Annotated in this window: 8 protein-coding genes and 1 pseudogene; 6 read left to right on the top strand and 3 right to left on the bottom strand. The window is 54.9% G+C overall.

Annotated elements, in window-relative coordinates; all coding sequences use genetic code 11:
• The 3 genes from H8Q75_RS08910 to H8Q75_RS08900 all read left to right on the top strand — a co-directional run.
• Positions 1–344: carotenoid oxygenase family protein (locus H8Q75_RS08910; RefSeq protein WP_297041184.1), on the top strand; the 344-nt coding region annotated here is incomplete at its 5' end.
• 3 nt (positions 345–347) lie between these two features.
• The gene (locus H8Q75_RS08905) at positions 348–821 is read left to right on the top strand and encodes a CYTH domain-containing protein (RefSeq protein WP_024125527.1); all 474 of its coding nucleotides are present in this window, start codon (positions 348–350) and stop codon (positions 819–821) included.
• A 45-nt stretch (positions 822–866) separates the two neighbouring features.
• On the top strand, positions 867–2,048 hold the full coding sequence (locus H8Q75_RS08900) for a M20 family metallopeptidase (RefSeq protein WP_024125528.1): 1,182 nt from the start codon (positions 867–869) through the stop codon (positions 2,046–2,048).
• A gap of 7 nt (positions 2,049–2,055) precedes the next feature.
• On the opposite strand, the gene H8Q75_RS08895 is transcribed toward H8Q75_RS08900, so the two are convergent.
• Genes H8Q75_RS08895 through H8Q75_RS08885 form a run of 3 tightly spaced genes read right to left on the bottom strand, consistent with a single transcriptional unit; the run spans position 2,056 to position 4,631 of the window.
• On the bottom strand, positions 2,056–3,195 hold the full coding sequence (locus tag H8Q75_RS08895; RefSeq protein ID WP_024125529.1) for an LptF/LptG family permease: 1,140 nt from the start codon (positions 3,193–3,195) through the stop codon (positions 2,056–2,058).
• Positions 3,196–3,198: 3 nt separating this feature from the next.
• On the bottom strand, positions 3,199–3,609 hold the full coding sequence (locus tag H8Q75_RS08890; RefSeq protein ID WP_024125530.1) for a hypothetical protein: 411 nt from the start codon (positions 3,607–3,609) through the stop codon (positions 3,199–3,201).
• Positions 3,609–4,631, bottom strand: a complete 1,023-nt coding sequence (locus H8Q75_RS08885) for an ATP-binding cassette domain-containing protein (protein WP_297041186.1) — start codon at positions 4,629–4,631, stop codon at positions 3,609–3,611. The genes H8Q75_RS08890 and H8Q75_RS08885 overlap by 1 nt, the downstream gene beginning before the upstream one ends.
• Positions 4,632–4,736: 105 nt before the next feature.
• Here H8Q75_RS08885 and H8Q75_RS08880 point away from each other — a divergent pair, with 105 nt between their 5' ends.
• The 3 genes and pseudogenes from H8Q75_RS08880 to H8Q75_RS08870 form a co-directional block, all read left to right on the top strand.
• Positions 4,737–5,699 carry an HMA2 domain-containing protein gene (locus H8Q75_RS08880; protein ID WP_297041181.1) on the top strand — a complete coding sequence of 321 codons (963 nt, stop codon included), beginning with the start codon at positions 4,737–4,739 and terminating at the stop codon, positions 5,697–5,699.
• 49 nt (positions 5,700–5,748) lie between these two features.
• Positions 5,749–6,828, top strand: a complete 1,080-nt coding sequence (locus tag H8Q75_RS08875; RefSeq protein ID WP_041429819.1) for a PIN/TRAM domain-containing protein — start codon at positions 5,749–5,751, stop codon at positions 6,826–6,828.
• A gap of 25 nt (positions 6,829–6,853) precedes the next feature.
• Positions 6,854–7,143, top strand: a pseudogene (locus tag H8Q75_RS08870) (hypothetical protein); the annotation flags it as partial.

Below are 7,143 nucleotides of genomic sequence, written 5' to 3'. Positions count from 1 at the left end.
ATTTGGCGGCGGGGCATGATCCGAAAACCAATGCACCCCTACAGGCACTGTGGCGGCGCGATCGCCAGACGGGCGAAGAACAGTTTTGGTCAGCAGCGCCGCGCGGTTTTGTCAGTGAGCCGATCTTTGTCCCCCGTGGTCTGCAAAAGGGGGACTTTCTCTGGCAGGGGGCCCAAGGAGAAGAGGATGGCTGGCTGTTGCAGGTGGTTTATGATGCCAGTTGCCACAAATCGCAGTTACTCATCTTTGATGCTGCGGCCATTAGCGCCGGCCCTGTGGCACGGTTGCACCTGAAACACCACATTCCCTACGGTCTCCACGGTTCATTTACCACGGTGGTCTAGGCAATGGCAATTGAAATTGAGCGCAAGTTCCTCGTCACAGGTGAACAATGGCGGTCCCTGGCCACAAGTGTGGCCGAACTTGCCCAAGGCTACCTCTCAACGGTTCCTGAGCGCACTGTGCGCGTGCGTCTTGCGGGTGAGGAGGCATGGATCACGATCAAGGGCAAAGCCAGTGGTGGCCAACGCCGTGAGTATGAGTATGCTATCCCCGTTGCCGATGCCAGGGAACTCCTTGCGGAATTGTGCCTGCAACCAATCATTCAGAAAAATCGCTATCGCATCCCGGCGGGTGACCTCTGTTGGGAAATTGATGAATTTGCTGGCGCCTGTGCGGGTCTCATTTTGGCAGAAATTGAATTGCCCTGTGTTGACTATCCCCTGACTTTACCCCCTTGGATTGGCCTTGAGGTGACCGACGATCCCCGCTATACCAATGCCTACTTAGCGGAGCATCCCTATCAGGCGTGGTCAACCTGAATTCCTAAGATTGGATAGCATGCAAAAATATCCCACGGCTTCACTATGCTTGCTCGGATTCGCCAGATTACCCAAACCCTCACGCCCCGTCTCATTGAAATTCGTCGCCATTTGCACCGCTACCCCGAATTGAGTGGCCAAGAACATCAAACCGCTGCCTATGTGGCTGGGGTGCTGTCCTCCGTAGGCTTAACTGTACAGCAGGATGTGGGCAAAGTGGGGGTGATTGCTGAGCTGGAGGGGAATCCTCAAGAACAGCGGCTCTTGGCCATTCGCACCGATATGGATGCCCTGCCGATTCAAGAGCGCACCGGACTCGAGTTTAGCTCGAAACATACGGGGGTGATGCACGCCTGCGGCCACGATGTCCACACGACAGTGGGTCTTGGCACGGCAATGGTCTTAGCCGCCCTCAAGGAGGAGTTCCCTGGCCGCGTGCGGTTTATTTTTCAGCCTGCGGAAGAAATTGCCCAAGGGGCCAGTTGGATGATTGCTGACGGCGCCATGAAAGAGGTGAGTGCCATTTTGTCGCTCCATGTTTTCCCAAGTATTCCAGCGGGGGACGTGGCGGTGCGCTATGGTGCTTTGACAGCCGCTGCCGATGACATTGAGTTAACGATTTTGGGGGAATCGGGGCATGGGGCGCGCCCCCATGAAGCGGTGGATGCCATTTGGATTGCTGCTCAAGTTATCAGTGCTTTGCAACAGGCCATTAGTCGTACCCAAAATCCGTTGCGCCCCGTGGTGCTCACTTTTGGCAAAATTCAAGGGGGACGGGCGGCCAATGTCATTGCTGATCAGGTAACACTTCAGGGAACCGTGCGATCGCTCCATCCGGAAACCCGTGCTACCCTTCCTACTTGGATTGAGCAAATTGTGGCTAATGTCTGCCACGCCTACGGTGCCCGCTACCAGCTCCACTATCGGCGGGGGGTGCCGGGAGTGGAAAATACCCCCTACCTATCGCAATTGCTGGCCGAGGCGGCCACTGATGTGGTCGGTGCCCCCCATGTGCATATCTTGCCAGAACCGTCCCTTGGGGCAGAAGATTTTGCTCTTTACCTAGAGCACGCCCCCGGTGCGATGTTTCGCCTTGGCGTCGGGTTTCGCGATCGCCCCAACTATCCGCTGCATCACCCCGAATTTGATGTGGATGAACAGGCCATTCCTGTGGGGGTCATGACCCTTGCCCATGCGGCCTGTCGCTATTGGCAGATTCCCTACTGATGACCTACTAATGACGATTGGCCTGGTAGAGCATCCCTAGGGCGATCGCGCTCACAATTCCCTTCGGTAGCCAACTGGCCACCATCGGGTCCACCGCTCCACCCTCGCCAAAGGCAGTGAAAATAAAAGCGGCAACATAGTAGCCAAAAATAATCACCACACTCAGCCCAAAGGCTCGTCCCTGTCCTTGGCGGGGAGAACTGATCCCCAAAACAGCGCCAATGACAGCAAAACTGAGACACAAAAAGGGGAGGGAGAGCTTTTCCTGCAACTGCACCCGCCACTGCCGCAAGCGTTTGGTATCGCCACTTTCCGCCAAAATTTGCAAGTACCGATAGATTTCGCGGCTGGTCATAAACTCTGGTACCCGCGTTTCCATAGCTAAATCAAGGGGGGTGCGGGGGTAGTCAAACCTTCGTTCTGAGAAGCTCTCGGCCACATCATAGTTGCCATCGCCCCTGAGGTGGTGGTAGGTTCCCTGACGAAACAGCCACGCTGAGCCCTGCCACTGAGCTTTCTGGGCTGTAATAATTTCCCGCAACTGCCCCTGCTCAAAGTTCAACACCGTCACTTGAGCCATGACCTGCCCATCAAAACGATGGGCAAAAAAGAGTTGCTGCAGGTGTCCCTCGACAAAACGACGGTAGAAGATATTGCGGGTCTGAAAGGTGGGTTGCGGGCGGTGGATCGCCACCTCCAAGGTCTTGATGGCGCGGTAGGCCATGGGGGGAGCCACCAGTTCATTGAGGGCAAAGGTGAAGAGCAAGGCACAGAACCCCGCTAAGAGCGCCGGTCGCACCAGACGCACTGGACTAACCCCACAGCTTTTACAGGCAATCAGTTCACTGCGGCGGGAGAGTTGACTATAGGAAAGAAGCGCACTAAAAAGCATCGCCATGGGAATGCCCAGCACCGCGAAGGTGGGTAAGCGCAGAAAAAAAACTTGAATGGCACTGAGGAGGCCAAGGTTGTGCTCCACCATAGTGCGAATCAGGTAGAACACGGTACCAATAACAGCAGCGATCGCCGTAAAAATGCCAAAACCAAAGACAAAGGGGCGAATCATCTCCCGCAGGATATAGCGATCCAACAGGGAGAATCGCGGCTGCCAAGGCAGCTTCTGAAGAGGTCGGGCGATCGCCAACATTATCTATAGCCCCAGGCGAGGTTTTGCCAACTTCCAATAACGAAAGAATCGCTTCAAATCTGCATTGGCTGGCAAGGTAACAAAGGGCTCTGGCTCTAGGATCTCCAGGGGATAGGCCAATTGCCCACAAATGGCGCGAAAGCGGGGGCTAGGACTTGCCATCGTCACCAGGCGATCGCCCCCGTGCACCTCCACAAAGGCATTCACCAAGGGCGCCACCTCGCCACGGTACATTTGCACAGGTAGATCCAGCAGGCACTCATAGAGAAACACCAGCCGCTTCAGACGAATTTGCCATTCCTTGAGCAAGGCCACATCCCAGACAAAAATTGCCGGTGCTGTCGGGTAGCGGCTAAAGATTGGGGCCTTAGGGTCGAGGCAGTCCCCATGCACCCAGAGAATTGGCTGCCCCATTAGCGTTGCATGACCTCTTTTTTCAACTGTTTGCTGTCCCGCTGCGCTGCGGCTGCCAAGTCGGCATCCAAGAGGGTTTGACCGGTGGCTGCCAAATAGACATCATCTAGACTAGGTCGTGATTGCGCCAAGCTAAAGAGGGGCAGTCCTGCTTCCTCTAGCGCCGTTCTAATGGCTGCGATCGCCACAGTGACATCTGTGACTACCAGATTTAAGGAGTTGCCTTGGTTGGTGTTAATCAGGACGGATTTGACGCAGTCCAATTGACTGAGAAGACCCTGCGCCATTTGCGCCTCTTGACGCGGTGTGAATTCCCGCACCCGCAACGTGACGCGATCGCCCCCGATATTAGCCTTGAGTTCCTCAGGAGAACCACTGGCAATCACCCGTCCCTTATCCAGAATCACCAAGCGATCGCTGAGGAGATCCACCTCCTCCAGGTAGTGGCTGGTCAAGATAATCGTCAGTCCTTGGGCCTTGAGATCCCGCAGCACATCCCAAATCACTTGGCGACTTTCAATGTCGAGACCTACGGTGGGTTCATCCAAGACAAGCACTTGGGGTTGGTGTAGAAGTCCCGCTGCAAGATCAAAGCGTTTGCGAATGCCACCAGAGTAGGTGCCACACTGGCGATCGCGCCATTGCAGCAGATCTAAGCGTGCCAGCACCGCCTCAATGCGCTCCGGAATCAGGGCACGGGGAATGTGGTACAGCGCCGCCTGCAATTCTAGAAATTCCTGACCCGTAAGAATTTTATCGAGGGCCACCTCTTGGGCCACATAGCCTAATTTTTGGCGCACCAAATGGGGTTGGTGGAGCACCGAGAAGCCGCAGACTTCCAGTAGCCCCGCATCCGGTTGCGAGAGGGTACACAGACAGCGCAGCGTTGTCGTTTTCCCTGAGCCATTTGGCCCCAGCACCCCAAAAATTTCCCCTTGATGGGCTGTAAAGGAGACATCGGCCACCGCTGTAATGGCCCCGTAGGACTTCTTGAGATGTTCGACCTTTACCGTGGCTGTCATGGTCATTAACTCTGTGTGCGATTCCTTTAACATTTTGACAGATATTTCTCCTTGCTTTGGGGTGCGTGCTACAACAGCAACTAGAGCCTATTGGGTAGGGGTCCCATGGCCACTGCTGAAACTACACCCATTGCCGTAGTCATGCACCTCACGGGCGATCGCCTGCGATTGCGGATTCAAGAACTGAAAACCGATGTCGGCTTTCGCGATTCCTTGACTGCCTACCTGAAAACCCTCCGAGGTATCAAGTCTGTTCACGTTAACCCCCTTGCCGCCTCGATCACCATTGAGTATCACCTCGAGCAAATCACTCCCCTGCAACTGCTCGCGGCCATTCAATTTTGGGGGGATGTCCAGATCATCGGCCAAGGCAATAGGGGCTTGCAAAACCTCACCCGCGCCTTTGATCTCGAACCCGAAGAAGTCGGCAACAAACTCACCTCCATGGGCGGGTTTCTCATAGGCGGCTACGTGGGCGATATGCTCGGTGGCATGGCGGGGGGAACGGCGGGTGGTCTGTTTATGGGGCCTGCGGGTGTAGTCATGGGGGTGCAAGTGGGCACCTTTGTTGGTGGCGTCATTGGTGCGCGACTGGGGATGGAAGCCAGTGAGCAGATGACCCAACTGCAATTTACTGCCCTTGAGGAAACTCCAGAACGGCTCGTGAAAGCTCTGGAGATTCGCAGCGGTGACAAAATTGGCGGTGCAGCCGGTGAAATTGCTGGCGGCTTGGCGGGACAAGTGGTCTTAGGACCTGTGGGTGAAACCCTTGGGCGCGTGGTGGGCAATATGGTTGGTTCGCAACTCGGGGAAGATCTGGGGCGACAGTTAGCCGAGCCATCCCCTGAGGAACCTTCTCCCCCCTCGCTGCATCTTTTCCTGGAGTGGTGGGTGAAAACCAGTCAAACCTTTATGAAGGAAACGCTATTGGGCACCCTCGGTGGAATTGTGGCACGGGCAATGCTGGGTCCTCAAGCCGAAGCTGAGGGCATCCGAGCCGGTACCCGGATTAGTCGTCATCTCGATATGCAACAGTCCAACACCGCACCAGGAGAGAAAAAAGTATAATCCTAAAGTAATAGCCTATGGAGATGTCCAGCGCGACAGGAGCGAACTAATGCTCGATACAATCTTACTCCTCATTATCGTCGTGATGGGAATTGCCGTTGGCTTCAACAGCATTGACCTACTCCCAGAAACAGTTCTTGCTCAAGTGGCCAATGTGCGGGGATTGCAGTGGGTCATGGCTGGCTTTGGCGCCATCGTTGGCATTGCCCTTGGCTTATTGTTGCAGTCGCTTTACCATCGTCTCGAGCGCAGTATCCGCCAATTGCCTCCGGAAACGCTCCTGTCGCGGGCAGTGGGTCTTGTTGTGGGGCTGCTCCTTGCCAATTTGATGCTGGCACCGATTTTTCTGTTGCCCATTCCCAAGGACTTCTCCTTTATTAAGCCTCTGATTGCTGTTCTCACTAGCATTCTCTTTGCCTATTCGGGGACAACCTTGGCTGATAGCCACGGACCTGCCCTACTGCGGTTAATTAACCCCAATGCTGTTGCCAGCAGCCTTCTGGCGGAGGGAATGCTCAAACCTGCCCGTGCAAAGGTGCTGGATACCAGTTGCATTATCGATGGCCGCATTGAGGCGCTGTTGAATCTAGGGGTATTTGAAGGGCAAATCATTGTGCCCCAGTTTGTGCTTCAGGAGTTGCAACTGATTGCCGATGCGGGGAATGAGCAAAAACGGATTCGCGGTCGGCGGGGTCTAGATGTCCTCAATCGCCTCCAAGCTAGTTTGGGTGATCGCATTGTCATTCACTCTGCAGACTATCCAGAATTAACGACGGTGGACGCCAAGCTAGTGCGCCTGTGCCAAGAGATCAACGGCACCCTGGTCACCAATGATTTGAATCTGAACAAAGTTGCCCGCTTCCAGAAAGTGGATGTCTTTAACGTCAATGAAGTTGCCCAAGCCCTGCGTCCCATTTATCTCCCTGGGGATACGCTGGAGTTGAAAATTCTTAAGGAAGGCAAAGAGCCTGCCCAAGGGGTGGGATACCTTGAGGATGGCACCATGGTGGTGGTGGAAGAAGGGGTGGATCACATTGGCGATCAACTCTCGGTGGTCGTCACCAGTGCCCTGCAAACTTCAGCAGGACGGATGATTTTTGCCCGTCTGCAAATGCCAACCATGGCCTAAGTTCGCCCTTTTAGGGGGTCTGCTGATGACCCATGAGTCACCCAAGCCCACTTCACCCCCACGGCTGGTTTTACCGTGGGTCTGGGGTTTATTTGTTTTTAGCCTGCTATTTCTGCTGGGCGTATTGTTGGCAACAGTCTGGCAACCGACACTCTTTCCCATCGATTTGGTCAATCCAGATCAATTGCGACCTCTACCGGACCTCTTGCAAATGCCTTCGGATCAGATGAGTAGGTGGTGGCCGGTCATGGTTGCGGGAATGGTGGCGATCGCCCTCAATTTTATTCCCAGCAATAATGTCACCCGCCTCATTAT

It is taken from the genome of Thermosynechococcus sp. OHK43 (assembly GCF_014466085.1).
Classification (GTDB): domain Bacteria; phylum Cyanobacteriota; class Cyanobacteriia; order Thermosynechococcales; family Thermosynechococcaceae; genus Thermosynechococcus.
Note: the sequence above shows the minus strand (reverse complement) of the source record. Positions and strands in the feature narration are given on the sequence as shown.